Consider the following 24262-nt stretch of genomic DNA (forward strand, 5'->3'; position numbering starts at 1 on the left):
CCAAGGTACGGGCCGGGCCGCTGGCCACAATGGTGCGCCGACGATATCCGCCCAGCTGATCGATTAGCGGGGTCTCACGGGTGGCGCTCGGTACCAGGGGCGCGTAAACGCTCTGCACCTTAAGGGTCAGATCGCCCTGGCTCACGGCTGCCGCCAGCGGGCTCAGGCCGTAGTAACGCGCGGCGTCCGCCACTTGGGTGCTGAGTACGGCGCTTTTCGGCAGCGTGGTGCCAGCCGGGGTCGGCTGGCCGCCCGGATAGGTGCTGCTCAGCGGCGCACTGATGGTGAGGTCGAGCCTGCGACGAGTGAAGTTGACGAAGTTGCCGTTGGAGTATTCGTAGGTGAAGTTCTCCAGGCGCTCCTCGACCTTGGTGATACGCACGTACTGGGTGCTGGCACCGTTCACCAGTTGGTACACCTCGCCCACCTCGGGCAGACGCTGCTCCTCGCGCTGGATGCAGGCGAGCGCGCGCTGGCCGGTGAGCTGGTTGCCCAGCAGCTCAAAAGGAGCCGTCACCGAGGGCACCACGTAGCTCTCGATATGGTTTCGCGCGGCGGCGCGCTCGTCGGTCTGGCTGTCGGTGTTGAACAGCACCACGCTCACGCGAGGATCGGCCGGCGCCTTGGTGACGATGGAGTGGGCGCCCAGGTAGGCGTCAGCGTTCTGCGCCACCACGCCGGCAAACGCCTTGCGCAGGGCGATGCGGCCCAGCGTGCGGTCGAGACGGGAGATGTCGGGGAACAGGTTGTTTTCCTGGCCATCTACCACGGCCTCGCCAGTGGCGCGACCGCCGCCATCCGACTCATCGGTGAGGCGCTGGGACTTGAGCAGCTTTACATCGTCAACATTGATGGTCATGCCATTCTCCGGGCACAAAAAAGCCCGCACGCGGCGGGCTCAGAGAGGGTTCAATTCAAAGGGCGGGCGGGGGCGCCACGGTGATCAGGCGCAAGGTGAGGGTGAACAGGTCATCGGGCTGGTACACCGCCTGCCGGTAAAGTGGCACCGCCTGCACGGGGGCGCCTGCGGTGCGGTTCCATGTAACGTGGTGCTGCTGGCCATCAGGCAAGGTCAGCAACATTACCTTGCCCACCTGATCGCGCAGCACCTCCAGCGCCTGCACCTTGGCGAAGGTGAACCAGGCGCCACCGTTGCTGGCCAGGGTGATCGGGCGGCCGTACTGCTTGACGCCCTCCTGAATGATCAGCTTCCCAGTCAGGCCGCGATCCTGCGCCTGCTCGACAGCATCCCACTCATACCGATCAACCCACTCCAGCTGCTCCCCGGCCAGGTCGGGGGTGTCCGCCAGGTCAACACTATCGAGAGTTATCACCATCACAACGTCCTTAGCCCGGCATCCGCGAGGAGGTCGAGCAATCCGGTTTCACTTGCCGCATCGGCCACGCTGACTTCAACTGCGCGGCCACGCGGTGATTCCAGGCGAATGATCCGCGCTGGCTGCTGAGCTGCTGGTGGCGCGGCGGTACCGACGGCGGGCTGGCTTTGCTTCTCCAGGCTCTGCTTGGCACGCTGTTCCTCGGTGGCGGTCTGGATCTGCCGGAGCACGCCAAGGGCTTGGGTTAGATCCGCAACTGATTGCGCATCACCTGCCCCCTGCGCCTCTGCCAGCTGCGCCTTAAGCTCACGCTGGCGAGCCGCGTAGCGCCGCCGTTCGATGTCTTCTTCATTGCCCTGCAGGCGATCCAGCTCATCCCGCAGACCGTCCAGCGTGTTGCGGCTGGCATCACCCAACTGCTGCATGCGCTGCTGGGCAGAGGCAATCGCCGAATCCAGCTGACCCAGATCGGCATCATCCAGCAGCGCCATGCTGCCGCGCGCCGACTGTGCTCGCCGCACGAACACGTCGAGGCCGAGCGAGCCATCTTCGTAGGCCTGCATCAGACTCTGCAGCTGCAGCTTCTGCCCCAACGTGGCCTCCTGCAGGCGCAGGCTCTGGGACAAGGTGGAGAGTTGCCAGCGGCTGAACCCACTCAGCCCTGGCCCCGAGGCGGCGGCCTGCACCGACGCCAACTGCTGGCTGACCCTCTCCAGGGAGTTGGCAGTCTGCTCCAGGCTGCTGGTGTCGATGGCCACCTTGGTGGTACCCAGCCCGCGCAGGCGGTCAAACGCCTCCAGGGCAGCGGCGCTCAACTGAGCCAGAGGCTCGCGCGCCCTGGCCATAACGGCGTCGACGTAGCTGGCCACAGTGGCCGAGTCCTGCTTGACCTCCTCGCTGCCTTTGCGCCGAGCCTCCATGGCTTCGCCGAGGGCGCGCCGCTCTTCCTCCATGCGCTTGCCGCTAGCGCGGCGCAGATCCTCGGAGGTGACGATGGCCTCTTTTTCGGCCTCAGTCTTGGCCCGCTGCGCCTTGGCGCCCTGCTCAACCGCGCCCTTGAGTTCCTTCTGTTGGGCGCTGGTCTTCTTCAGTTCCTCGTTGTATTGCGCGGCGCTGATCTCGCCATCGTTGTACAGCTTGCGCAGGGCGGCGCGGATGTTGTTGATATCCACATCCGTCTTGGCGCTGCCGATGGCGGCCTGCACTTGGGCGAGGTCGCCCAGCTTCTCGTCCAGGTCGGAGACCAGGTTGGCGGCGCCACCGGCCGCAGAGCCCAAGTCCTTCAGGCGGCCGTTGAGCAGGGTGGTGGCCTGTGCATACTCCTCCTGGCCGATGGCGCCGGACTGATAGGCCGCCAGCAGTGCACCGCGCAGGCTCTCCAGCTGCTGCACTGTGGAGGCGGTGTTGACCAGTTGCAGGGCCTGGGCCATTCCCTCGATAGCCTGCTGGCCGGAGGCGGCAGCATCGATGGCTGCCGCTTTGGCCCGCGCCCTGTTCGCCACCTCTTGAGCGGTGATGGACTCATCCAGAGCAGCGCGCTGAGCCGCGGCCTGCGCCGCAGCATCAACGACCTCTTTCTGCGCATCAACGCCGTGCTGGCTGGTTATATCCCAGGCATCACCTATATCCTCAACGTCCTGTTGTGCCTGTTTCGAAAATCCCTCGTACAGCCCGTTCAGGACCTGTAGCGCCGACTGGGATTTCTCAACCAGAGCCTGGCCACCGAGCTTGTCCGGCAGCACCTTGCCCAGCTCCTCCGCGACAGAAACGATCTGCGCAGCGCCGGCAATGAAGCTGGCGGCGACCTGGCTCAAACCCCCGGTGATGACATTCCCCATGGTGCGAAACGGCGCCCAGAAGGCTTCCAGGCGCACCTTGGCTTCGTCCAGCTTCTGTCCGAAGTTGTTGAGCCAGACAGTGGTGTCATCAGTCAGCTTGGTGAAGTCGACCCCTACTAGCTCCCTAGCAAATTCCTTGACCCTCTCCACGCCCTGCTGGAAGGCGTTGCTGAGTGACGTGGCCAGCTTGTCCAGCCGACCGTCCTTGTCCATCTGGTCGATGTAGTCGGCTACGCCCTTGAGCTGCTCCTTCGCGTAGTCGAGTGCCCCGCTCTTGGCGATGCGGTTGAGGAAGTCGGACCAGGTGTCAGACAGATTGCTGACCAGGCCGGTCAGCGTGCTCATGTTGTCAGCGGCGGCGCCCTCGGCGCTGCGGCCCATCTCCTCGATCAGGCCGGCGATCACATCACGGCCGAGCTTGCCCTTGCTGGCGAGTTCCGCAAGCTGGGCAGCATTCTTGCCGGTGACTTTCTCCAGCAGCGTCCAGGCCGGCACGCCGCGTTCCACAAGCTGCAGAATCTCTTCGGTCTGCAGTTTCTGCTTGGCATAGGCCTGGCCGAGGGCAGAGCTGATGCCCTGCAGCCGCTCCATGCCCCCACCAAGCTGCTCGTTCTTGTCGACAATGGCCTGCAGGCTGCCGCCCATAGGGTCGAGCCCGTAGGACTTGAGTAGCGCAAACGCCTCGGTGACCTCTGTCACCTCCAGCGGGGTGTCCTTGGCGAAAGTCTTGATCCATGCGGTGGCCTGTTCGCCCTGGGCAATGCCGCCCATCAGCGAGGACATGCGCTTGCCCAGCAGCTCGTACTGGTCGCCGGTACCCAGCATCGCGTAGATGCCATCGCGCACCAGGTTCAGTCCTTTCTGAACAAGGCCCATGATGGCATTCAGAGAAACGAAGGCTGCGGCGAAGCCGAGGACTTGCTTGGCGCCACTCGACATGCCAGCGCGCACCGCATCAACCCGGGACGTGTGCTCGGCGGCAGAACGGGCTGCGGCAGCGTGGGCGCGCTGCGCTTCTTTCAGTTCCTGATTGTTCGCAGCGAGTGCTTGCTGGGCACGGGTTACTTCGTTAGCCAGCCGCTGCTGCTCATCGCCCAAGTTATGGGTGTCGATGCCTGCGGCCTTTGCAGCCTTCTCGGCATCGGCCAGTTCGGCATCAAGGGCATTGAGCTGACGGCGCGCACGGCCGGCAGCACGCTCTGCATCCTTGAGCGATTGCTGCAGGCCAGCAGCCTCTGGCTCCTTGTTGAGCGCCTCACGCAGGTCAACCACCTGCTGCTCGGCCTGGCTTAGATTCCGCTGAGCCAGCGCCACGTCGCGCACGGTGCGTTCCAGAGCCTTGCCCAGCCCTTGCGCACCCTTGGCATCATCGAGCGCCTGCCCGAGACGGGTGGCCTCCTGCGAAACGGCCTCCAGCGCCTCGGCGGACTTCTTCGCCTCGGGAGAGAGTTCGTCCTTACCGCGCAGGATGAACTGAATCAGGCGATCCTTAATGCCGGCCATGCGCTTTTCTCCAGGCAATAAAAAACCCGCCGAAGCGGGTTCGTAAAAAACGGTATGTCTACTGGCCCAACGCCGCTACCAGCTGCCGCAGGCCTGCGGCGTCCTCATCTGGGACTCGCCCCTCACTTCGGCAAACGCGATACTCAATAACAGACGCCGCAGCCAGCTGCCGCAATTGCTCAACACTGAAAATACTCACCATGATTTCGATCATCTTTGGCGAATCACGGCGTGGAACAGTGTTGTATGTCCCAGACAAGCGCTCTACAGGCACTCCATCGGCGAGCCAATCCACTCCGTTGCACTGAGCAAACTCTAATCGGTCAAAGCTACCGGCCAGATGGACAAGCGCCTTCTCGGGTGTGCCTTGCCCCTTGAAGAAGACTGAGGCCGTAAGCCCCATCTGTGATGCATCGGAGCTCTTGACCGAGCTGATCCATTTCAACTCCCGCTTCTGCTTGAAGCGATCCGTTGTATTAATCAGCTCGCCTGCTTGCGCCACTTGCATGGACAGCAGCGCGATGACAATGAAAGCCTTGCATGCGTGTAGAAACATAACGACTCCTCCATGGAAAGCGGCACTGTATCTTGCCTCCCTGAGTGACGGCCATCCCTGGCCGTCATTGCTAAGCAGCCTTCAGCTGCGTCAGCGTGCAGAACTTCGACAGGTCGGTGGCGGTCACCAGCGGGTCGGCCAGGATCTCGCAGGGGCCGTCCAGCTTGACGTAGTCCTGCCCCAGCACCGGGAACTCCTGCAGCATGCCGAACTTGGCGCGGTTCACCTTGAGGCTGAACGGCTCGCCGGACTGGGCATCGTTCAGGCCAGCGATGAACAGCTCCAGCTCAACCTGGGAGCCGTTGAGCATGTGCACCTCGCTGGTCGCCTTGCGGGTGTAGCTTGCCTTGATGCCAGCAGAGGTGATCGAGGTACCCGAGGTAACGATCACACCATGCGGACTCAGGATGTAGTCAGTACCGGCCACCAGGGCAGCGTCGGCAGCAGTCTTGAGAGTCGGAGGGACGCTCAGGTCGGGGATGTGCTTGAAGGGAATCAGCTCGCCCTCGATGCCCTCACAGGAGATCACCTCATCCGTTACCGCACCGGCGGCCACATCCTTGATGGTGGAGCGAGTGACGCGCGCGATGTTGGGGCTGGTGAGATCGTACATGCCGATGCCGGCGGTGATATCGGTCACACGCTCGCGAACGTTGCGGTTACCACCACCGCCCATGAAGTTGGCCAGCGCCTTGCGGTCAGTTGCATAGCGGAGGTTGAAAGAATCGCAGTTGCCGAACGGCAGCAGCGCATCCTGGCTCTGGTAGGCACGCCCCCAGATCACCCCTTCACCGATGAAGGAGCGGTCAACGATTTGAGACATAGGATAAATCCTCGAGGAGAACGGTCAGTTCGGGAGCAGCTCGCACCGGGTGGCGCAGGTTACTCAGCGGAAGTGGTCGGTTTGGTAGCGGGCTTGGCCGAGGCTTTCGCTTGGTCCCGCTCGCCAGACTTGATCTGCTCGGCATGCGCGGCACCGGCAGCACTGATCGTTTTCTCCGAGCAGCGCTCGGCGACGTCATACGTGCCGACCGGGTAATGGAAGGTTTGCCCGCCCTCGCGGTAATTGAAGGGCGCAGTAACTTTCAGCTTGGCCATGGGGCCTCCTGTCAGTTGAGTTGTTGGATGTAGGTGAGTTGCAAAGGCATAACCCGCACTGCCCAGCGGCGACCTTCACCACCAGGCAGCAGGGAGTCGGGATTGAATGCAGCTGAGACCAGCCCCTTAACCGAGAGACCGGCCTTGGTGCCGGGCAGCGCTGCCTTGATGGCGAGCCGACCTGCCCGTAGTTGCGGCCCAAAGTTACGAACGCGAGTCGCCAGGGCGATGTTGAGCGTCAAGCGCTCCTTCAAGCTCCCTGAGCCCACCCGCTCCAGCTCTTCGGTATCTCCGGACTGCACTACGATCAGGGTGTCGGGAAGGTCGCTGTCCCCAGCATCCAGCACGCGCTGGATAAACTCTTCCTCCACTGACACCCCGAACTCGGGAATTGCCCGCAGCTTGGCCAGTAGCTCCGCGAGGAGCAGCGATTGGATGTCTTCAGGCATGTCAGGGCACCACGTAGAAGGTGATCAGCGAGCCATCGTCGGAATGGATGCCGTCGATCTGCCAGACGCCATCCGCCATGCGGAAGGCGCCTTTACGGTCGTATGGCTGCAGGAGGCGCTTCTGCACGCAGACCGTGCGCACCAGCGAAAGCACCTCAAGGCGATCCTGACGCGCAACGCCGTGGTCGACGATCACTGGAACTTTCGGCGCCAACACCCCTCCCTCACGGGAGAGGTAGTCGACCAGCTCATCACTGAGGCTCGCCATCACCTGGTCGTCGAGATCGTCGACCAAGTCGCCGAAGCCTGCCATGGTTAGATAGTCAGCTCGCGGATGGAGGCCGGGCGGGTGCACAGGTGCAGCGGGTTGGACTGCGCCTCACCCTCCACGCCCTTGCCGAACTTCATCAGCTCCAGCTTGGAGTAGTACGGCATGCCCTCGGTGTTGACCGTCTCGATGTAGTCGGCCGGGGCGAAGGCGCTGATGAACAGCTCCGGCACACCAGTCGGCACCACAAACGCGCGGTCAGCCGGTACGAAGGCCGAACCACCCAGTTGGCCCTTGTAACGCTCCCAGGTGATGCCGCCGAACTCGAACGGCTGGCGACGATCACCCAGCAGAGCCGAAGCGCGCTCCCAGCCCAAGTAAGCCTCGCGGACTTTCGGGTGCCCGATCAGCTTCTTCCAGTACTCCTTGCCACAGTAGGCATGGGCGCCGGTGCTGGTCGTGGCACCCAGCGCATCCTCTTGGGTGTCCAGCACCTCGACGCACTTGGCACTCACGTCAGTGTCGTCGCTGCCCAGCTCCATGCTGAAGGCTTTGGGGCGCTTGATGTCGAAGCGCTGGAAGATATCGAACAGCACGCTCTGGCCATCCGCATCCACCACCTTGCCCATGATCGCGCCGATGCGCTGAAACTCGTGGGTGAGGTCGAGCTGGCGGCGCGCCTTCTCGATGCGACGGGCCACGTAGGCCTGCACCTGCATCAGCTCGGTGAGGCTACCGACAGCGCGGATGCCTTGGATCTCGTCGGCGAGAATCTTGAAGGTCTGCGGCAGGTGCACGGTGTTGAACGGGATCAGGCTACGCTTGTCTCCGGTTACCGCCTGGCCGGTGCTACCGCGCGGGGCGGACTTGACCAGAGCGAGGGTCGTGCCGTCCTTTTCGATCTGCACCACAGTGCCGGGTACGCCCTGTTCTTCGAACAGGCCAGCGGCAGCGATCTGCCCCGGCAGTACGTGGTCTTCGTTGATGACGGCGAGCAGCGCGTCAACGCCAAACGCTTCGTCCTGAAAAATGGTGATCTCGGCCATGTTGGGCTCCTAGAAATGCGAAGCCCCGCAGGTGCGGGGCTTGGGGTCATGGGGGTGCTACTGGTAGCGATCAGGGGCGGATGATGATGCCCTTGGCGAGCAGGTCGGCGCGGCCGTTGGTGTCGAGACCAGTGAGCACGCGCTCGATGACCTCCGCATCGCGCACCACGGCCACGGCGCGCACATCGTTCAGGGTGGCATCCACCGAAGCGAACAGGATGCCGCTGGCGGCGCGGCGACCATCGTCGGTGCCGTCATCGTCGTAAGCGACGTATTCGCCCAGGTTGGCCAGCACCGCGAGGGTGAAGCTATCGTCGACGGCGAAGTCGGTCGAGCCGTCACCCACGGTGAAAGTCAGCCCGCCGCCCGTGAACGCCTGCCCCACGGTGCCTTCGCCCACCAGGGCGCCGGTCGGGTCCACCAGTTCGAACTTGCCGCCATTGGCTGCAGCTTCGGTGATGGTCAGGGTGTAGTTGCCGGTGATGGCCATGCTGGTGACCGTCACCGAACCGATGGTGCCGTTACCAGTGTTGCCGCCAGCGGCAGTGGGGGTCAGGGCGTTGGCGGCGGTGATCAAGGCGATCAGCGTGCCGGCCTTGAGAATGCCGGAGCCGGCGGCAATGACCACCTCCTCGCGGCTGCGGGTGCCGTTGGCCTCCGAAAGGAGGAACTCGCCGGCGTACACGCCTTCGGTTTTGATGGTCATGCTTGTTTTCCTCCTTTAGAGGCTTGATTACGGCGCCGCGCGTACACATCGCTAGGCACCGGGGGTTGGTAAGCGGAGTTTTGTGGCAGATCGTCCAGCGGCGGTAGGCTGCTGATCTCGACGGCACCGCTGTTGCTGGCGAGCTTGTCCCACAGCTGCAACCGCGCTTCGTCGGGGCTGGCACCTGCCGCAATAAGGCCGGAGGCCTCGTCAGGCAACTTGGCAACGACGCAGACGGCATGGATGGCCTTCGCTCGGGTCAGCTCGGCTTTCACCGCTTCGGCGCTCTTCAGCCCGCTGGACTTGATCAGCGCGGGCAGGCAAGCCGAGAGCCCGGCAGCAGCACAGTCGACAGCGAGCTGAGCGGCCAGGGCCGCAGCCTCTGGCGACTGCGGTTCCGGGGTTGGTTCCGGCTCAGGGGCCGGCGTCGGCTCTGGCGCCAGCTCCGGCTCGACCTCGGCAACCAGCTGCCGCGCTGCCTCTGGCACATTGCGATAGCGATTGAGGATCTTGCCCATCGCAGCGTTGCGGGCCAGAGGCTGGCCAGCACCCAGAATCTCGTCGACGAAGCCGAACGCCTTGGCCTCGGCCGGGGTCAGCCAGGTTTCCTCGTCGATCATGCGACTCAGCTCGGCTTCATCGACCGTCAGCGCGCGGTGCTGGTAGCTGGCGATGATTCCCTCGCGGGCCTTGTCCATCATGTCGGCCATCTTTCGCAGCTCCTCGCTGCCGCCGGCCATCCACGTCCAGGGGTTGTGGATCATCATCAGGGCGTTGTCGGCCATCTCGATACGATGAGCGCCGCAGACGGCCACGCTACCTGCACTGAAACACGCACCATCGATACGCCCGGTGCAACGCTCGCCCAGAGCGCGCAGGGTGTTGTGGATGGCGATGCCGTCGAAGAGGTCGCCCCCGATGGTGTCGAAGTGGACCAGCACCTTGGATACACTATCGTCCTGCGCCTGTAGGTCACGGATGAAGTCCCCCGAGGTCACGCCCCAGTAACCGATCTCGCCGTAGATGAAGACCTCGATGACCTTGGCATCACCCTCACCCACATCGCGGATGCTGTACCAGTGCTCGGCCTGCAACTCGGGCATGCCGGCAGCCTTATTGAAGATGCGCGGTGGCTCCGAGAAAGCGAAGCCAGGCGCTGCCAGGGCGATGGACAAGGCCAGCGCCAGGTGCTTGTGCTTGATCATTGTTCGTCCTCTTTGCCACCTGTGGGGGCGGCGATTGCGGTGGTGTAGTTGAGGCCCAGGGTCTTCTCCCGGGCCTTGTCGTCGGCGTTCTCTTGGTCGATCTGCTCGGCGTCGTAACCGGTGCGCAGCACGTGCTCGCTGCGGCTGGAAAGGCCACCGCCAATCTCCAGCAGCTTGCCCTGGACGTCCTGCACCGGATGGATGTACGCCCAGCCCTGCGGTACCCAGCGGGTGCGCAGATACTCACGACGCTTGGTCGCGTAGTCCGGCAGATCGATAGCCCCGGAGAGCACTGCCGCGTCCAGCCAGGCAGCCCGAACCGGCCGGCATAGCTGGAACACGTAGACCGAGAACTGCAACTGCTCGATGCGGCGCCGAAACTCGTTGAGCAGCACCCGCAAAACCCGGTCGCTGATGTCGGCCATGTCGCCAGTCAGCAGCTCGTATGGCAGGCCAACACCCGCAGCAACGGCTTGCAGCTGCTGCCGCATAAAGTCGACATAGGTGTTGCCAGCATCGGGCGGGTCGGAGAACTCGATCTCCTCACCCTCCAGCAGCTCCTGCAGGGTGCCGGGCTCCATGGCCGCCATAGGCGTGCCATCGCGGTCAGCCTGAATCGGTTGCCCTGTGAGCGGATCCAGTACCGGCGGCCCACCTTCCTGGCGGGGCTTGGTGATGAAGCCGGCGAACAGGTTGCTCACTTCCTGGCGGAACAACACCGCGTCGTCGTAGTTGTCGAGCGACTTCAGGCGCAGCAGCACTGGAGCCAGACGCGGAACGCCTCGCAGCTGCCCACCCTCCAGTGGCTCGAAGATATGCAGCACCTGGTCTGCAGGGATGCGGTGCAGTTCGTTATAGGTGGCGCCTGCCGCGCGGAAGTCACCCGGGTGGCTCTTGTACATCCAGTACGCCACCCGACGGCCAACCGGGTCGAACTCGATACCAGCCCGCACGATGTTGCCGCGCCGGGTGGTGAAGTTGCGGTCGGTCGGGCAGAACTCCGGGGCCAGCACCTGCAGTTGCAAGGGCACCGCCAGACCATCCTCCAGCTTGCGCTGGCGAAGCCGAACGAAGCACTCACCGCTCTCCTCCACCACGCGGGCAATCACTGCCTGCAGACCATAGAAGTCGGTGCGGTTGTCGGCGTCCGCTTCGTCCGTCCAGTCATCCCACAGCAGGTTGAGCGCCGAGCGAATCCCGGGGTCAGCGATTCTGGCACGTGGGGTGATGCCCGTACCGATCAGGCTGCTGACGCGGCGGTCAATGGCGCTGAAGGCATAGGGGTCATTGCGCACGGCTGCGCGTGAACGGCGCCGCAGGGTTGGCAAAGCCGGGATGGCTACGGCATTCAGCGCAGCTTCAGGGGCATCCCAGCCCTGCGCACGCCGGCCCTGGCCGGCTCCCTCGTAGCTGTTGCGGAGGCGGCCAGAGCCGCGAACTCTCCGAGCCATCATGCCCCCTTGCCGCGGCTGTAGATCCGCACCTGACGTGGACGCCCTACTTGGGCCTCCCGCGCCGCGTCGGCGGCGTACTGTTGTTCCAACATCCGGAGGCTGGCCAGCTCGGCGCGTTCGATTTGGCGGTCTGCCTTACGCACGCTCTGGCCTTTCTCCAGGATGACCTTGATCGCCGCCCGGACTTCATCCAGGCGCTGCTGTGCAGTGCTCATGCTGACCTCGGCTTATCGACGGCTCAGATACCCGCTGCGCGAGGTACGCCGGCCAGTTGGCTTGGGCTGTGGTGTAGCAGCAGGTGCTGCCGGTTGAGGCCTTTGCGGCGATTGCACTGGACCGGGCTCGTCATCATCCGCTGCACTGGGCGCCGGGGCTTGAGGCACAGCGAACAGGTTGCCCTGGCCCACCGCAGCACGCAGGTTGCTCCACTGTGGCTCGTGATACCGATGCAAACCCAGAAACTGGGCAGCGGCCAGGTTGTACACCATGAGGTCGAGCGCCTCGTTGCGCTCTGACTTGGCCTTAACCCACTCGATGCGTTTGAAGCCCTTCACGTAGCGGGTGACCTTACGCTCCGCCACACACTGGTCGAAGAACTCGGCCGGGAGGTCGGACGAGAAATGCAAAGCCCCCGGGCCTTCCTCTAGCTGGTACCGGTTGTAGATCCAGTCCTTGGCGGTGTCGGTACCGATCATCCACAGCTCGGCACCTTGCTTCTCGGTGTTCCCGCGCCAGGTGACGTCGACCTTTGAGGGTCGTTGAGCCAATACCGGACGGCCTCGCTTACTGGAGCCTTTTACCGCCAGCACGTTGCGCCAGCGGCGCAGCCGGGTGAACTGGTATACCTCGTCCGTGTGGTGACCACCAGAGTCGATGCAGGCTGCGCAGATCGACAGGTCAACACCGCTGACGTGGCGGTACCGCTCCTTCAGCTTCTCATCGAGCAGGGCCCAGGTTCGCTCGTCGGCGGGGTCGCCAGGGATCACCTGGAAGTCCACCGTCCAGCGCTCCATGCCTTCGCCCCAGCCCATCACCAGCAGCTCCAGCCGGTTGTGCTGGGTATCCACCGCGGCGGTGAGGATCAATGCGCCGGCCGGCACAAGGCCGAGCCGGTGCCCTTCTGCCTCGGCGCGCTGCCGCAGCTCGTCGGCCTTGGTCATCTCCTCGGCGCTGTCCCACACCTTGGCAAGCCGAGTGTTGTAGAACACCTGCATGGAGCCGGGATCGCCCTTCTCCTGCAGTTTTTTGGCCTCGTCGTACTCCTTGGCCATGTCCGGCCAGCTGAGCCAGCCGGGTGGCGCGTAGAGCGCACTGAGCGTGAAGCTGACTGTCTCGCCGTCGCCTGCGGCATGGGCACGCCACTCGCCAGCCTCCAGCATGGTGGCCTTGTGGTGCTCCTCGATCAGCGCGCAGCCCGGTGTGCAGCACTGATACTGCACATGGCGGTAGTCGTCGGTGTACTTCAATCCCTCCCACTCCAGCACCTGGTAGGTGCCGCAGTGCGGGCACGGCACATAGAAGTGCCGCTGATCACCCTGCTCGAACAGGTCGAAAATGCGCGAGACGCCCTTCAGTGTTGGCGAGCTGGAGTAGTAGAACTTCGCGCGGCGCCCGAAGGTGGACCCACGGGCCTCGGCCTGCTTGACCGGGTCGCCATCGTTGTCGACGTCCAGCTCCCAGCGGTCGATCTCGTCGCCGTACACATACCGAGCAGAAAGCTCTGCCAGGTTGGAGGCCGATGCCGCGGTGGCGCAGTACAGCGCACCGCCTTCGAACTCCTTGGTGTCCAGGGTGTTGCGGGCGTCACGGGAGCGGGGCTTGGCCACTCGCTGGGTGAGCACTGGCACGGCCTTGATCGTCTTGTCGATCCGGCCGGATACCCGCTTGCTCAGCTTCTCCGTGGGCAGCAGCACCAGAAAGTTGGCAGGCGCCATGTGGATGCTGCCGCCGATCCAGTTGAGCGCCACCTGCGTCTTCATCAGCTGAGAGGCGATCATGGTCACCACTCGCTTCGCCGGGTGCATGGGTGAGAGGCAGCGCTGCGGCTCACGGGCAAACGGAGTGCGGTCGGTGTGGTACTTGCCAGGCTCTGCCGCGCCGGTGTCCGGCGGGATCATCTGGTATTCGTCGGCCCACTCGTCGATCCACAGCTCAGGGTCGGGCATCAGCCCTCTGCGGTATGCCGCCAGGTACGCGGCGGCACCATCGGCATACGGTTGTTCCATGGCTCAGTTCGTCTCTGTGTCGCCCTGTGCGCTCTGCAGCTGGCGGTCGGCATCTTCCAGGGCACGGCGTATCGCCTGGACCAGGCGGCGCTCGATCTCCCAGGGGTCGGTCAGTGTCACCAGCTCGCCAGCAACCTTGGGCGGGATACCCAGCATCAAGTCACGCAAGACCCGAGCGGCTGTGAAAGCAGCGGAGTCCACCAATGCCTGCTCGACCAGCTCGCCGCGACTCTTGCGGTGTTCGTCTTCGGCAAGCAGCGCGAGGGCGTACTCACGGCGGGCCCGGGCTTTCTGGTAATCCGGCGCAGGGCCTACTGGTCCAGGCACTGCCAGGGCCGGGCTCGGCTCGGCTGTCGGTGCGATGTGGGCATACACACCCTTCTCCACCCGGTCCTGGTGATGCCGTTCGGCTACACCAGCCTTGCTGGGGTCAGCACTAGCCGCGAGCTGTGCATCGCTGGCTTCGGCGTCCACCTTCCCTTCGGGGGTGAGCACCAAGCGGCCTTGCTTCACCAGCTTGGACACATAGGCGCGAGACCAGCCGCGCCGATCCGCGTACTCAGCCTTGGCCATGAGAGTCATTGGGGATACCTGTTAACCACGATGAACCACGAGGGTTAACCCGATTAACCCCTGTTAACTAACTTCCACGCCCAGCCACTAGTGCGAAAACGGGGCTCGAATTACCCTTGCGGCCTCCGGATTTTCAGGGGCCCCCGGCACACCGCCGCGGCTACCGCCCCCTGCCCCGACGCCTGCCCAGCGCCTTGACCACCGCGAGGTCGATGTTCGTTTCGATCCGCGCATCATCCTCGGCCACTCGCCGGACGATGTCGTAGAAGCGGAAGCGCTCGCGGTACTGCGGCTGACGCACGAACGCCAACACCATCTGCACCTGCTGCCCCCTGCGCTCGGCAATACCGATTGCAGTGCGCCCGCGCTTCATCACGAAGAACGCAGAGCCATGCCCCTTGCGGGTGGAGCGGCGGCTACCCGTGGCGTTGTGATCCGCCCCAGCACGACCGAATGCGCGCAGACCCGAGAGGATCTGCATCATGTGCCCGCGGCTGATCCCGCCATTGCTATCGAGCCGCGCTCCGGCCGCTGGCACGATGAACCGCCCAGCAGGCAGCACACCAATCTCGCGCAGCATCTTCTCCGAGCCCTTGTTCAAGCGCTCGCCACCTGCCACCTGCGGGTTGAACCACTCGTCGAAGCCGCGACCCTTGCCGCCCAGCTTGCCGTCCTTCACCCACAGCGCCACCACCGGATTGCTTGGCGTGGCGTTCTGCATATAGATCGAGTTCTTCACCCAGGCAGTAGGCCGGTCGAAGGCCTCATCCATACCAGCCCGCAGCAGCTGCCGCGCCTGATTGCCCGTGTGGTTGAGCGCATCGGCCAGCACCTCGCCGGCCACATCACTGCCCAACGCCTGCAGCTCGGCAAGCGCATCCTCAAGATCAAACGCGCTGATCGTCCCTCTCATTGCGTGTGCGCCGTGCGCCGCCGATCTGGCCCGGTGTACGTCACCGACTCAGGCCGCAACACACCGGCCAGGTTGCCGCCCGTGCGCATCACAGACACAGCGAACACTGCCAGCATCACCACCAGCGGCCAGGCGCCCGGGGGCAACACCAGGTCACCCTTGAGGATGTGGATCATCGTCACGCCAGCGCTGAACATCACCGCCACCGCCAGGCACGAGATACCGCGCCGGAAGCGAGCGTCTCCACGCTGGAAAGTGAACAGGCGAATGAACACCACCACACACAACCAGAACACCACCTGAGTCAGGACATAGCTCAACATCACTGCCCCCTCTGGCGCTCCAGCGAAGCCGGATCACCAAATTTCTTGACCAGTCCGAGGGAAATCGTGACCACCAACAGCGAGGCCGCAAAGCCTGCCGGCGCCGGATAGGCGAAGGGATGCATCCCCCACACCTCGAACTCCACGATGGCCGGGGCAAACAGATAGCCCATCACGAACGACACCATGAAGAACAACACCCGCAGCGCAAGACCCAGCTCGCGGGTGGTCGTGAAGTAGATCAACGCGCCGAGCAGCGCCCCGGTCATGGCCTCGCCGTTGATGCCGGCAATGAAGCCTGCCAAGCCCAGGCCGGCAGCGCCGGCCACCGCCACCACTCCCGCACTCGTGGATACCGGCTCGCCCATCACTACCTCCCATGCGGCCACCGGCCAGAAGAAAAAGCCCCGCCGTGAGGGGCAAGTGACTGGCCGCCTGCCTGAGCAACCAATCGGAAAAAGAAAACCCCGCCACAGTGGGCGGGGTTTTGCAGGTGCCCAGGCGGGGTGGCCTGGGGCTTAGCGGCACAGCACTGTGCGCTCTGTTGCTCGGTAGGCGTACCTATCGAATCGTGGTGACTTTCTACCAACGAAAGGACAAACCGATAACCCCCCTTTAACGGTTATTCCGGGGAAAGCTCGGCAAAGCTCGGCGGCGCCGAGTCACCCGACGAGCGGTCGTCTTGCGGCGCCGCGCCGCCAGCCCTGCGGGCCTTGTGTGCGGCAATTGCGCCCTGCCCGCCCTGCTGCGCCTCGAACTCAGCCCCACGCCCACGGTGCGCCCTCACAGCCTGGCGAACCGAGGCAGCGCGGAACCTATCGCCCTCCCGCCTGGCCTGGCCACGGGCCTTTGCCAACCCACCCAGCCGCTTGTGCAGCTCCAACTCCAGCAGCTCATGCAGCCGCCCCACCAGCCGGGTGTAAGCCCGCCGCCCAGCATCACCCCGGCCGATGGCCAGATCCGCAACCTGCTCGGCTACGGACAGCTGCGGTCGGTACGCATACCGGCGCCGCGCCAGGGCATGCAGCAGCACACCCCCATCCACCCGCTCAATCGCCGCCAGCGCCGCCTCAACCTCGCAGGCCACGTAATCAGGCCCAGCCCCCGCCAGCAACAACTTGCTGCCGCCAACCCCGCCGCGCGGCGCACAGCCCTTGAACTCGACGATGGTGCCCATCGCACTGCCCAAGCCACCGGCCGAGCCGCACTTGTTGAGCTGGTCGCCCCAATGCACCAACAGCGCCTCGATTGCCTCATTCATGGCCCGTTTCCCCCTCGGCAGAACCAACCCAACACACAAACCCCAAACCCAACACAAACCCTACACAGCTCAAACCCAGCAAAAACAATGCTTTCAAGGCATCTGTGTAAGGTGTGTAAGGTGTGTAAGGGTTTTCAGTTCTCGCGTAGGAATTAAAAGTCTCTCTCAGGTGATGCAGGCCACTGGAAAAAATGTGCGCATGCATGCGCGCACGCGCGAAAACCTTACACACCTTACACACACCAACCGCAGGCCAGTAACCACGGGGCTTGCAGCTGTGTAAGGTTGGCAAAGCAACCCAACACACACCCAACACACCCAACACACTTGCAGGCGCACTCATGCCGCATCCCCCTTCACGTGGTCCCAGGCCGCCACGTTCCAGCCCGCGTACTTCGCCCGCTGCCGCCACTCCTCAACGTGCGCACCAAGCGCGGCGCTCATCGTGGAAGGTGGCAGGAAGGACTGCTCGTCCTTGGGGAAGAACCACGCGCTGAATCGCCGGTTGCTGCGCTCCGTCCAGGGGATCGCCCGCGTCTTCTCCACCCCAACCGTCTCGATGAACAGGCTGAACTTCGTCTGGCTCAGCGAGTGCTCCTTGTTCCGGTGGCACCACTCGAGGAATAGCGAATACAGGTCGGAGCTCAAGCACGCCCCCCACAAGCCATCACCCAGCTGCCCATGCCGCCAGAGGTTCACGAACGTCTGCCAGCTCGCCCGGCTCAACGCCACCAGGCGCTCACGGGCCGGGGTGCTCGGTGGCTTGGTCTGCGGGTCGAAGTCGCCCAAGTCCTGGGCCAGCAGCCAGGCGAACAGTGCCTCAACCCCACCGTTCTCCAGCTCATGCTTGATCGCCACCTGACGCTCTGCCGGCAGCTTTTCCTCGGGCCACATCACCAGGAAGCGCCGGTCGGCCTCCCCGATAGGCCACGGCATGATCTCGTTCGACAGGAACACCGCATTCATGTGGCTGGCTTCTTCCCAACCGTTCACGAACTTGCTCTCGATGCGCACCGTCTGCCCGGTGATCAGCTGCTTGATCTTGCCCACCTGGTTGTAACGCTGATCGCGCGAGACAACTTCCTCGAACACCGCCCACAGCTTGCCGCTCTGCCAGGCGTTGAAGTTCCCCTCCAGCTGCGTCTGCCCCACCGTGGCCGAGTACTGGCCATACAGCTGCCCCATTACCACCGAGAACAGCAGGCTCTTGCCCGAGCCTTCCATCGTCGAGTGCATCAGCACCGCCGTGTCCATCTTCGCCCCGGAGTGCTGCAGCGGGTACGCCAGCCAGCGGGTCAGCCAGCGAGCCGAATCCTCGGCGTGGTTGCACAGGAAGTGGATCAACCAGCGCAGGTTCTCGCACGCAGCGTCATCACGCTTCGGCTGCAGCGGCAGCCCCTCGAACGTGTTGATGTACACCTGCGGGTCATGCTTCATGCACGGGTCGAACACAATGTGGTTCATGTCCACCACGCGCCGCTCCGGGCTGTTCAGCCACAGGCTGTACGCATCGCCCAGTGCCATCTTCACCGCGCCCTCGGCAATGCGCCGCTTCTTCGCGTAGTCCCACACATCCTTGGTGCCGTCGATGTACACATAGCGGGTCAGCATCGGCATGCTGAAGTCGCCCAGCGTCTTGCCGGCCAGCGCCTGCGTCCGCTCGATATCGCGCACCCACTCCTCACTCACCCGCTTCTTCTGCTTCGGGTCAGTGACGGCCTCCCACTCCTTGAACGCATCCTTGCCGATGTGCGCCACGAAGCCGGATTTCTTGATCTTCTTCGCCGCGTCGATATCCCACACATGCGTGGTGCCTTCCACCAGCGCGTAGCGGCGCAGCAAGGCCTTCAGGCTGAACCCGCCCCCGCCCCCCCGGTTGTCGGAGGAGCCGGCCTCGCCTGCGGCCCCCGTCTCATCGGTTGGGGCCGGGGGAAGTTCGCCAGCCTGGGTGTTCAGCTCGTCCAACTCTTCCAGAGACACAGGCTCACCGATAGCCGGCGGCTCCGGCGGCCGTGGTGCAGAGCGCTTGTGCCCCATTCCCAGCTCCCGTGCTGCCGCCTTGGTCGCTGCCGAGGCATCACCGTTGTGCTCGAGGATGCAGAACACATCGAACGCATCGTTCATGTGCCCGTTCGCCAGCGGGTCGGATCCATGGTGCGAGTACAGGCGCTGCTCGCCCTGCTCATCAACCACATTCACCCCGGGCAAGCCGGTGGAACTCTGCGGCGCGAGCCACTTCCGCCCGCGCTTGATGTAACCGTGGCGCTGCAGCAGGCTCTCGATATCCGTGGCCCGGTTGAAGCTGTCGATTACCGAGGGGTGGTCACCAGCAGGCAGCCGCGGCGGGGAACTCTTCTTCACCTTGGCCGGCGGCTTGGTCGCAGCCGGCGCCCAGGGGCAGGCCTCCAGCGCCGTGCGCTTGAAAATGTCCCAGTTCTGCCAGGTCTTCACCAGGTCGCTCGGCAACTCCAGCAGGCCATCGGCCGGAGGGTTGCGCCAGAAGTAAGGCGCGCCCGTGTCCGGGTGGATCGAAGGCGGCAGCACGTCCTGCACTGCCCCGGCCCGCAGCTCGAACACCGTCACCGGCGAGAACTCCTTCTGCCGCGCCTGCATGGCCTCGATCTGCGCCTTGTCGCCCCTTTCGCGCGCCTGCTTCAGCGCCGCCGTGGCCAGCTTGTGCTTGCTGCCGTCCGGGTCCAGCGGGTTGGGCCAGCTCAGCGAGTGGCGGTTGAACTCCAGACCCGCAGGCACCTTGAACAGAATGCGGAAGCGCGCCGGGTTGCCCACCAGGGTTGGATAGGCAACAGCCAGCGCGTCGAGGTCGATACCCAGCACATCCCGTAGCACATCGCGGCAGTACTCCACATGGTCCACGTCCAGCGAGCACACGCCGCTCGGGCCGAGTACCACGCCCATATTGTGCTTCGGGTGCTTCGTCCAGAACGCCTCGGCCTGGTCAGCATCGGTGATGTACCCGCCCGGCTTGTTCCAGCCACTGCCTTTCGGCGCCTTCTGCCCGGGGTCGATGGGCACCAGGGCCAGGTTGAAGGTTTCGATATAGCGCCGCGCCCAGGCGGCAATCGGAGTGGGGCTTCCTGCCTGCGTCATTCGCCAGCCCCCTGCTCCTTGCCCTGCTGGGCGGCAGCAATAGCTCGGGCGCTACGCTTGCGGAACTCGTAGACATAGCCCCGCAGGTCAACCAGGGTCTCCTGCAGGTCAGAGCGCGCGTCGTCTACCGCCTCCTGCAACCCTTCATCATTGTCATCACCCAGCTCAGCCTCGGCGATGGCCATCCCGTATGCGTCGAAGTCCGCAGACAGCCGCTCGGTGCACTTCGCCATGTACTCGGCATGCTCGATGGCATAGTCCTTCGGGCTACGGCCAGTGCAGTCCGCCAGATCGGAAGCGCCCGGCAACTGGCCTTCCAGCTGGTCGATGCGGTTCCAGCAGCAGTGCACCAGGTCGATCAGCTCGCGGATGGCATCATGCTTCGACTTGCGCTCGTAACGCTTGATCATGCTGCGGCGGTCACCACCGCCGTGGATCTCGACGATGCTCATTCCGGAATCCCCTTGTTCAGCCTGAGGTTCTCAGGATCGCGCACGCGCCGCGCGCCGCTGGCGATCTGGAACATGCCACCACAGCGGCAGGTGTACTGCTCGCCGCGCACGTCTTCGAACTCCTGCCCTTCCAGGCCGGTGATGTTCTGGCAGTGCGGGCAGCGGCAGATGATCGAGCCATCGTTATCGCGGCTCAGCTCGTCCACGTCATAAATGTATTGGTCCGCCATCACTCAGCCTCCCCGCGAGCCTTCAACCCAAGCTCGGTAATCGCCCGCAGCAATGGGTCTACACCCGCATAGGCGCCTGCCAAGCCAAGCAGGGCCTGGATCGCCGCCAGGTCAGCGCAGGCAGCCTTGAACGCTGCCTCCTTCTCTCGATAAGCGTCGAGGCAGTCATCGCGGTGCTCTGTGGTCTCTTCTGCCAGCAGCTCGAAGTGCTCCTGAGGAGTCCAGGGCGAGGGGATCACATCCACCTGCACCTCAATCCCCACACCGGCCTTCACCGAGTCGCGCAGATCTTTGGCTTCCTGCTCAGCGCGCTCGCGCGTGAGCGCAGGCCAAACCTCTCCCGGGCCAACGCTGTGCACGGCCCACAACTCGGCCTTCGGCTCAGCCAGGGCATCACGAATGGCCTGCACATCTGCGAATGCCCCGTGGTGCACCTCGGCAGTGCCGGCGAGCCGCTCGGCAACTTCACGCGGCAAGGTGACAACTTCCCCGGCTGGCGGCGGCGCTGCAGTCAGGAACTGGACAATCTTGTCGACTGTACTCATCGCCTTACCTCCCGCAGCCCCTGGCATTCCACGCAGAAGCGGCAACCCGGCACTGCAAGGCGCCGGGCTTCGGGGGTATCGGTGCCGCATTCATCGCAGTCTTCAGCGCTCTCGCCCTGGTACTGCACGCGGCTGTCGATGGCTTGCTGCAGGCGCTCGTCCTGCAGGCGCTGCGCCTGTTCGAACTGAGCCTCATCCATCGTGGCGCCCCTCCATCGCGGCGCGGGCGCCAGCCATGATGCCGAGCACCGCGCGGATCACCTCATTGCCGTGGTGCTCGAGCAGCGCCACTTCGTGCTGCTGCCACACGTTGTCTGCGGCGCCCTGGTGCAGGCTGCCAACAAACTGGCCTTCCTTCTGCAGCAGCTCACCCACCGCCTTGAGCGCGTCTTTGGTAGCCGGCACTGGCAACGGGCGATACCACACCGCGCAGGCCGGTCGCAGTAGCGCATCCAGCAAGCGGCTGTCCTGGGTGAAGGTGATGATCTCTTCAAGTTCGTCCGGGGTCGGCCAGCGGCGCTCCTCGTCCAGCTTGAGTTTCTTCTGCAGGGTATCCAGATCCATACCCAAGTCATGCGCGAGGGACGTGATGCCCCCCTTGTAGTCGCGCCCGGCGCGATACAGCGCCTGGCGGAGTGAGAGAACCGGACCAGCGTCCGGCAAAAGGTCTGTGCGACTCATAACCGTAAATGACTCCTTTACGGCCTAGCCACAGCGCAGGGCACGCCCTACTCTATAGCCATGACCGATGCAGTGCTGTGTCGTCATAAGCCGGAACAAGGAGGTGAGAGTCCTTGCCCGGCACCCCGCCGGCGCGGGAGGTGAGAGTCTCCCGCGCCGGCAATTCACGCCGCCTTCCGGCGGCTCCCAACAACGCGAATTTCGTATGCCTGATAACCGCCCTCAGGCAGTTGCCGCACCCGAATGTCGCGCCCGGACTTCATCATCTGAGACACCGCGCTCTGGGTGACCCCGAAGATTCCGGCCAGCTCGGGCTGGTTCTTCCCCTTCGCAAAGTCGGCCAGGGGCAAGCCGGTGAACTCGTCCATCACGATGTCCTCGATGGGTGATGCGGGGATATTAGTATCACTTCTTTTTCTGCGCAACCTAAATAACAGTCCTGCTGTTTGTGAAAAATAAGCGCCGCTTATAGATTGGATGAATGGACATATCCCAAGACATACAGAAGGCAGAGGCCGCTCGCCTGCAGGCTATCTATAAGGCCCGCAAGCAAGCTGACCGCAGCCTTACACAAGAGCGAATAGCCGAGCTTTGCGGCTGGTCCGGACAAAGTGCGGTGAGCCAATACATGACCGGGAAGATTCCCCTGAATCTCCCCGCGCTGCTCAAACTGGCCACCGCCTTGAAGTTTGAGCCCATTGATGTGAGCCCCCGCCTCGCCGGGCTGATCCGCACTGAGCGGCCCACATCAACAGAGACCAACAGCAGCGCCGTGGGTGAGCACCCCGGCCTATACCCTGTTGAGGTCTGGGATGATGAAACACCGCTTGGGCCCGACGAGGTCGAGCTGCCCTTCTACCAGGAAGTCGAACTATCAGCTGGCAAGGGATCAGAAGTAATGCTGGAAACCGGAGGACGGAAACTCCGCTTTGGCCGCCGCACCCTGCAGCGCAAAGGCGTATCACCTGAGGCCGCAGCCTGCGTGCCTGTTACAGGCAACAGCATGGAGCCGGTGCTACCTGACGGAAGCACGGCCGGCATCGACACCGGCGCCACCCAGGTGCAGGACGGCAAGATGTACGCCATCGACCACAGCGGCCAGCTGCGCGTAAAGCTGCTCTATAAGCTCCCCGGTGGCGGGCTGCGTGTTCGCAGCTATAACGCCGATGAACACCCGGACGAGCGCTACGAGGGCGACTACGTCAACGAGCACATCAGAATCATCGGCAAAGTGTTCTGGTACTCGGTACTCCTGTAACCCCGCAAGCCGCCACCAGGCGGCTTTTTTGTGCCCGGAGTAAATTTTATAAGCGTTACTGTTGACTTGATAAATTAGTAAAGCTAATTTCTATGGCGTACCCACTCTCTCACCCCTGGAGTACGCAATATGCAAACGACACAGCACGCCCGCTGCCAGGTGCTCCTGCACCCGGCCTGCACCAACAACCCAGACGCCGTTCGCGCCGTCCAGCAGGCCACCGGCCGGCTGGTAGTGATCAACGGCGGCAAGCCCCAGCTCCAAAAGCCCGGAGCTACCTTCTTCTTCGTCTCCGGCCGCCAGGAATACCTTTCGGCCGACCTCGATTGCCGCCGCTACTTCATCGTCGATGAACTCACCGGCCCGTTCGGAGGTGACGCAGCATGAGCACTCGCCAAGCTATCTGCCTTTCTGCCCTGCGTGACCGCCTGCTCAGCACCCTGAAGCGGGTGCGCGCCGGCCGCAGCAACGATGACGTGAACGCCGAGTTCTACATCGCGCTGGGCCTGATCGGGGCAGCCGTTACGCTCGACGCCATCAGCATCGACGCTAGTGACCGCCTGCATGACCTAGCCCTCAACGCCAGTGAGCAGCGCGCTGCCGAGCTGACGGCCATCGGCCGTGCAGGACGCCAGGCCGCAATTCCGGGGGCAGCAGCATGAGCCAGATCCTTATCGGCCTCGCAGGCCCCGCCCGTGTGGGCAAAGACACCGCCGCCCGCTACCTGGCTGCGCAGTACCAACTGCTGGCCTATGCCTTCGCCTTGCCGCTCAAGGCCGCTCTGCAGGTGATGTTTAACCTCACCGCCGAGCAGCTCGACGGCGCCCTCAAGGAGCAGCCCCTGGCCTGGCTGGGCAAGTCTCCCCGTGAGCTGCTGCAGACGCTCGGTACCGAATGGGGCCGCAGCCTGGTGCACCCGGAGCTCTGGCTGCGCCTGGCCGCCGAGAACCTCGCCAACCTGGCAAGCGAGCACCAGGACTGGCACGCGGGCTTCGTGATCAGCGACGTGCGCTTCGAGAACGAGGCCGCGTGGATCCGCCAGCGCGGCGGCCTGGTGCTGCACATCCGCAGGCCGGATGCACAGGCGGTCAACCCGCACGCCAGCGAGTCCGGCATCGCTCTGCACGCCCAGGACATGGCGGTGGAGAACGACGCGGACTTGGACTACCTGCACGCCCAGCTCGACCACGTCATCACCACGCTGCGCCTGCGCGCCATCAACGTCGCCTGAGG

Annotated in this window: 30 protein-coding genes; 4 read left to right on the forward strand and 26 right to left on the reverse strand. The window is 64.0% G+C overall.

All coding sequences use genetic code 11. From position 1 onward, the window contains the following. From N7607_RS22170 to N7607_RS22295, 26 genes are all read right to left on the reverse strand, one after another. Positions 1 to 859: hypothetical protein (locus N7607_RS22170; RefSeq protein ID WP_279869113.1), on the reverse strand; the 859-nt coding region annotated here is incomplete at its 3' end. 55 nt (positions 860 to 914) lie between these two features. Then, the gene (locus N7607_RS22175) at positions 915 to 1337 is read right to left on the reverse strand and encodes a hypothetical protein (RefSeq protein ID WP_279869115.1); all 423 of its coding nucleotides are present in this window, start codon (positions 1335 to 1337) and stop codon (positions 915 to 917) included. Continuing rightward, on the reverse strand, positions 1337 to 4678 hold the full coding sequence (locus N7607_RS22180; protein ID WP_279869116.1) for a tape measure protein: 3342 nt from the start codon (positions 4676 to 4678) through the stop codon (positions 1337 to 1339). The genes N7607_RS22175 and N7607_RS22180 overlap by 1 nt, the downstream gene beginning before the upstream one ends. Positions 4679 to 4736: 58 nt before the next feature. Beyond that, positions 4737 to 5234, reverse strand: coding sequence for a hypothetical protein (locus N7607_RS22185; RefSeq protein WP_279869117.1), 498 nt, complete (start codon positions 5232 to 5234; stop codon positions 4737 to 4739). Between the two features lie 70 nt (positions 5235 to 5304). After that, the gene (locus tag N7607_RS22190) at positions 5305 to 6057 is read right to left on the reverse strand and encodes a hypothetical protein (protein WP_279869118.1); all 753 of its coding nucleotides are present in this window, start codon (positions 6055 to 6057) and stop codon (positions 5305 to 5307) included. Between the two features lie 59 nt (positions 6058 to 6116). Continuing rightward, positions 6117 to 6332 carry a hypothetical protein gene (locus N7607_RS22195; RefSeq protein WP_279869119.1) on the reverse strand — a complete coding sequence of 72 codons (216 nt, stop codon included), beginning with the start codon at positions 6330 to 6332 and terminating at the stop codon, positions 6117 to 6119. 11 nt (positions 6333 to 6343) lie between these two features. After that, a complete protein-coding gene (locus N7607_RS22200; protein ID WP_279869121.1) occupies positions 6344 to 6781 on the reverse strand; it encodes a hypothetical protein in 438 nt (145 codons plus the stop codon). Between the two features lies 1 nt (position 6782). Further along, positions 6783 to 7094, reverse strand: a complete 312-nt coding sequence (locus N7607_RS22205; protein WP_279869122.1) for a hypothetical protein — start codon at positions 7092 to 7094, stop codon at positions 6783 to 6785. 2 nt (positions 7095 to 7096) lie between these two features. After that, positions 7097 to 8095 (reverse strand): major capsid protein, encoded by a 999-nt coding sequence (locus N7607_RS22210; protein ID WP_279869123.1) that lies wholly within the window; start codon positions 8093 to 8095, stop codon positions 7097 to 7099. Between the two features lie 70 nt (positions 8096 to 8165). Then, positions 8166 to 8801, reverse strand: a complete 636-nt coding sequence (locus N7607_RS22215; protein ID WP_279869124.1) for a head decoration protein — start codon at positions 8799 to 8801, stop codon at positions 8166 to 8168. Then, positions 8798 to 10006: a head maturation protease, ClpP-related gene (locus N7607_RS22220; protein ID WP_279869127.1), complete on the reverse strand. Its 1209-nt coding sequence runs from the start codon at positions 10004 to 10006 to the stop codon at positions 8798 to 8800. The genes N7607_RS22215 and N7607_RS22220 overlap by 4 nt, the downstream gene beginning before the upstream one ends. After that, positions 10003 to 11457: a phage portal protein gene (locus N7607_RS22225; protein WP_279869129.1), complete on the reverse strand. Its 1455-nt coding sequence runs from the start codon at positions 11455 to 11457 to the stop codon at positions 10003 to 10005. The genes N7607_RS22220 and N7607_RS22225 overlap by 4 nt, the downstream gene beginning before the upstream one ends. Next, entirely contained in the window at positions 11457 to 11675 is a 219-nt protein-coding gene (locus N7607_RS22230; RefSeq protein WP_279869131.1) for a hypothetical protein, read from the reverse strand. Before N7607_RS22230 ends, N7607_RS22225 begins: the two co-directional genes overlap by 1 nt. Before the next feature lie 12 nt (positions 11676 to 11687). Further along, positions 11688 to 13685, reverse strand: coding sequence for a phage terminase large subunit family protein (locus tag N7607_RS22235; protein WP_279869133.1), 1998 nt, complete (start codon positions 13683 to 13685; stop codon positions 11688 to 11690). Positions 13686 to 13688: 3 nt separating this feature from the next. Beyond that, the gene (locus N7607_RS22240; protein ID WP_279869134.1) at positions 13689 to 14267 is read right to left on the reverse strand and encodes a terminase small subunit; all 579 of its coding nucleotides are present in this window, start codon (positions 14265 to 14267) and stop codon (positions 13689 to 13691) included. A 151-nt stretch (positions 14268 to 14418) separates the two neighbouring features. Then, positions 14419 to 15171, reverse strand: coding sequence for a hypothetical protein (locus N7607_RS22245; protein ID WP_279869135.1), 753 nt, complete (start codon positions 15169 to 15171; stop codon positions 14419 to 14421). Continuing rightward, positions 15168 to 15494, reverse strand: coding sequence for a phage holin family protein (locus N7607_RS22250; RefSeq protein ID WP_279869136.1), 327 nt, complete (start codon positions 15492 to 15494; stop codon positions 15168 to 15170). Before N7607_RS22250 ends, N7607_RS22245 begins: the two co-directional genes overlap by 4 nt. Then, on the reverse strand, positions 15494 to 15862 hold the full coding sequence (locus N7607_RS22255; RefSeq protein WP_279869138.1) for a putative holin: 369 nt from the start codon (positions 15860 to 15862) through the stop codon (positions 15494 to 15496). Before N7607_RS22255 ends, N7607_RS22250 begins: the two co-directional genes overlap by 1 nt. A 254-nt stretch (positions 15863 to 16116) precedes the next feature. Then, positions 16117 to 16755 (reverse strand): hypothetical protein, encoded by a 639-nt coding sequence (locus tag N7607_RS22260; RefSeq protein WP_279869139.1) that lies wholly within the window; start codon positions 16753 to 16755, stop codon positions 16117 to 16119. 339 nt (positions 16756 to 17094) lie between these two features. After that, positions 17095 to 19863 carry a bifunctional DNA primase/polymerase gene (locus N7607_RS22265; protein WP_279869141.1) on the reverse strand — a complete coding sequence of 923 codons (2769 nt, stop codon included), beginning with the start codon at positions 19861 to 19863 and terminating at the stop codon, positions 17095 to 17097. Next, positions 19860 to 20315, reverse strand: coding sequence for a hypothetical protein (locus N7607_RS22270; RefSeq protein WP_279869142.1), 456 nt, complete (start codon positions 20313 to 20315; stop codon positions 19860 to 19862). Before N7607_RS22270 ends, N7607_RS22265 begins: the two co-directional genes overlap by 4 nt. Beyond that, positions 20312 to 20545, reverse strand: coding sequence for a hypothetical protein (locus N7607_RS22275; protein ID WP_279869143.1), 234 nt, complete (start codon positions 20543 to 20545; stop codon positions 20312 to 20314). The genes N7607_RS22270 and N7607_RS22275 overlap by 4 nt, the downstream gene beginning before the upstream one ends. Further along, a complete protein-coding gene (locus N7607_RS22280; RefSeq protein ID WP_279869144.1) occupies positions 20545 to 21090 on the reverse strand; it encodes a hypothetical protein in 546 nt (181 codons plus the stop codon). Before N7607_RS22280 ends, N7607_RS22275 begins: the two co-directional genes overlap by 1 nt. Then, entirely contained in the window at positions 21087 to 21290 is a 204-nt protein-coding gene (locus tag N7607_RS22285) for a TraR/DksA C4-type zinc finger protein (protein ID WP_279869145.1), read from the reverse strand. Before N7607_RS22285 ends, N7607_RS22280 begins: the two co-directional genes overlap by 4 nt. Continuing rightward, on the reverse strand, positions 21283 to 21771 hold the full coding sequence (locus N7607_RS22290) for a phage regulatory CII family protein (protein ID WP_279869147.1): 489 nt from the start codon (positions 21769 to 21771) through the stop codon (positions 21283 to 21285). The genes N7607_RS22285 and N7607_RS22290 overlap by 8 nt, the downstream gene beginning before the upstream one ends. Before the next feature lie 164 nt (positions 21772 to 21935). After that, positions 21936 to 22139, reverse strand: a complete 204-nt coding sequence (locus tag N7607_RS22295) for a hypothetical protein (protein ID WP_279869149.1) — start codon at positions 22137 to 22139, stop codon at positions 21936 to 21938. Positions 22140 to 22252: 113 nt separating this feature from the next. Between N7607_RS22295 and N7607_RS22300 the strand changes: the two genes are divergently transcribed. The 4 genes from N7607_RS22300 (at position 22253) to N7607_RS22315 (ending at position 24260) form a co-directional block, all read left to right on the forward strand. After that, positions 22253 to 23029, forward strand: coding sequence for a helix-turn-helix transcriptional regulator (locus N7607_RS22300; RefSeq protein WP_279869150.1), 777 nt, complete (start codon positions 22253 to 22255; stop codon positions 23027 to 23029). Between the two features lie 129 nt (positions 23030 to 23158). Next, a complete protein-coding gene (locus N7607_RS22305) occupies positions 23159 to 23416 on the forward strand; it encodes a hypothetical protein (protein ID WP_279869151.1) in 258 nt (85 codons plus the stop codon). Beyond that, entirely contained in the window at positions 23413 to 23691 is a 279-nt protein-coding gene (locus tag N7607_RS22310; RefSeq protein ID WP_279869152.1) for a hypothetical protein, read from the forward strand. The genes N7607_RS22305 and N7607_RS22310 overlap by 4 nt, the downstream gene beginning before the upstream one ends. Further along, entirely contained in the window at positions 23688 to 24260 is a 573-nt protein-coding gene (locus tag N7607_RS22315; RefSeq protein WP_279869153.1) for a deoxynucleotide monophosphate kinase, read from the forward strand. Before N7607_RS22310 ends, N7607_RS22315 begins: the two co-directional genes overlap by 4 nt. The last annotated feature ends 2 nt before the right edge of the window (positions 24261 to 24262 follow it).

It is taken from the genome of Pseudomonas sp. GD04019 (genome assembly GCF_029837695.1).
Classification (GTDB): domain Bacteria; phylum Pseudomonadota; class Gammaproteobacteria; order Pseudomonadales; family Pseudomonadaceae; genus Aquipseudomonas.